The sequence below is a fragment of the Bacillus sp. JK74 genome, from assembly GCF_053663395.1.
Window position 1 is genome coordinate 1 of sequence record NZ_JBSJQB010000006.1, and the last position, 2,500, is coordinate 2,500.

4 tRNA genes and 2 rRNA genes (1 of these 6 cut by a window edge) are annotated in these 2,500 nt (G+C 51.9%); all 6 read left to right on the forward strand.

Annotation, left to right across the window (positions count from 1 at the left end):
- Nucleotides 1–1,079: ribosomal RNA gene (locus tag ACWJJ5_RS15930) — 16S ribosomal RNA — on the forward strand; the annotation flags it as partial.
- A 100-nt stretch (nucleotides 1,080–1,179) separates the two neighbouring features.
- Nucleotides 1,180–1,256 (forward strand) — tRNA-Ile (locus ACWJJ5_RS15935).
- Nucleotides 1,257–1,270: 14 nt separating this feature from the next.
- Nucleotides 1,271–1,346, forward strand: a tRNA-Ala gene (locus tag ACWJJ5_RS15940).
- Between the two features lie 286 nt (nucleotides 1,347–1,632).
- Nucleotides 1,633–1,709, forward strand: a tRNA-Ile gene (locus ACWJJ5_RS15945).
- Nucleotides 1,710–1,723: 14 nt separating this feature from the next.
- Nucleotides 1,724–1,799 (forward strand) — tRNA-Ala (locus tag ACWJJ5_RS15950).
- 82 nt (nucleotides 1,800–1,881) lie between these two features.
- A 23S ribosomal RNA gene (locus ACWJJ5_RS15955) occupies nucleotides 1,882–2,500 on the forward strand (it continues 2,311 nt past the right edge of the window).

Genomic DNA, 2,500 nt, shown 5'->3' on the forward strand with positions numbered 1-2,500 from the left:
AATAGGGCGGCACCTTGACGGTACCTAACCAGAAAGCCACGGCTAACTACGTGCCAGCAGCCGCGGTAATACGTAGGTGGCAAGCGTTGTCCGGAATTATTGGGCGTAAAGGGCTCGCAGGCGGTTTCTTAAGTCTGATGTGAAAGCCCCCGGCTCAACCGGGGAGGGTCATTGGAAACTGGGGAACTTGAGTGCAGAAGAGGAGAGTGGAATTCCACGTGTAGCGGTGAAATGCGTAGAGATGTGGAGGAACACCAGTGGCGAAGGCGACTCTCTGGTCTGTAACTGACGCTGAGGAGCGAAAGCGTGGGGAGCGAACAGGATTAGATACCCTGGTAGTCCACGCCGTAAACGATGAGTGCTAAGTGTTAGGGGGTTTCCGCCCCTTAGTGCTGCAGCTAACGCATTAAGCACTCCGCCTGGGGAGTACGGTCGCAAGACTGAAACTCAAAGGAATTGACGGGGGCCCGCACAAGCGGTGGAGCATGTGGTTTAATTCGAAGCAACGCGAAGAACCTTACCAGGTCTTGACATCCTCTGACAATCCTAGAGATAGGACGTCCCCTTCGGGGGCAGAGTGACAGGTGGTGCATGGTTGTCGTCAGCTCGTGTCGTGAGATGTTGGGTTAAGTCCCGCAACGAGCGCAACCCTTGATCTTAGTTGCCAGCATTCAGTTGGGCACTCTAAGGTGACTGCCGGTGACAAACCGGAGGAAGGTGGGGATGACGTCAAATCATCATGCCCCTTATGACCTGGGCTACACACGTGCTACAATGGACAGAACAAAGGGCAGCGAAACCGCGAGGTTAAGCCAATCCCACAAATCTGTTCTCAGTTCGGATCGCAGTCTGCAACTCGACTGCGTGAAGCTGGAATCGCTAGTAATCGCGGATCAGCATGCCGCGGTGAATACGTTCCCGGGCCTTGTACACACCGCCCGTCACACCACGAGAGTTTGTAACACCCGAAGTCGGTGAGGTAACCTTTATGGAGCCAGCCGCCGAAGGTGGGACAGATGATTGGGGTGAAGTCGTAACAAGGTAGCCGTATCGGAAGGTGCGGCTGGATCACCTCCTTTCTAAGGATTTTAACGGAATATAAGACCTTGGGTCTTATAAACAGAACGTTCCCTGTCTTGTTTAGTTTTGAAGGAACTTTAATTCTTTCATATGGTAGATGGGCCTGTAGCTCAGCTGGTTAGAGCGCACGCCTGATAAGCGTGAGGTCGGTGGTTCGAGTCCACTCAGGCCCACCATCTTTACCCAATACGGGGCCTTAGCTCAGCTGGGAGAGCGCCTGCTTTGCACGCAGGAGGTCAGCGGTTCGATCCCGCTAGGCTCCACCAACGTGTTCTTTGAAAACTAGATAACAGAAGTAATTCACATTCAATTAGTAATGCAAGATATCACGTAGTGATTCTTTTTAACGGTTAAGNCCTTTATGGAGCCAGCCGCCGAAGGTGGGACAGATGATTGGGGTGAAGTCGTAACAAGGTAGCCGTATCGGAAGGTGCGGCTGGATCACCTCCTTTCTAAGGATTTTAACGGAATATAAGACCTCGGGTCTTATAAACAGAACGTTCCCTGTCTTGTTTAGTTTTGAAGGAACTTTGATTCTTTCACATGGTAGATGGGCCTGTAGCTCAGCTGGTTAGAGCGCACGCCTGATAAGCGTGAGGTCGGTGGTTCGAGTCCACTCAGGCCCACCATCTTTACTCAATACGGGGCCTTAGCTCAGCTGGGAGAGCGCCTGCTTTGCACGCAGGAGGTCAGCGGTTCGATCCCGCTAGGCTCCACCAACGTGTTCTTTGAAAACTAGATAACAGAAGTAATTCACATTCAATTAGTAATGCAAGATATCACGTAGTGATTCTTTTTAACGGTTAAGTTAGAAAGGGCGCACGGTGGATGCCTTGGCACTAGGAGCCGATGAAGGACGGGACGAACACCGATATGCTTCGGGGAGCTGTAAGCAAGCTTTGATCCGGAGATTTCCGAATGGGGAAACCCACCACTCGTAATGGAGTGGTATCCATATCTGAATACATAGGATATGAGAAGGCAGACCCGGGGAACTGAAACATCTAAGTACCCGGAGGAAGAGAAAGCAAATGCGATTCCCTGAGTAGCGGCGAGCGAAACGGGACCAGCCCAAACCAAGAGGCTTGCCTCTTGGGGTTGTAGGACACTCTGTACGGAGTTACAAAAGAACGAGGTAGATGAAGAGGTCTGGAAAGGCCCGCCATAGGAGGTAACAGCCCTGTAGTCAAAACTTCGTTCTCTCCTGAGTGGATCCTGAGTACGGCGGAACACGTGAAATTCCGTCGGAATCCGGGAGGACCATCTCCCAAGGCTAAATACTCCCTAGTGACCGATAGTGAACCAGTACCGTGAGGGAAAGGTGAAAAGCACCCCGGAAGGGGAGTGAAAGAGATCCTGAAACCGTGTGCCTACAAGTAGTCAGAGCCCGTTAACGGGTGATGGCGTGCCTTTTGTAGAA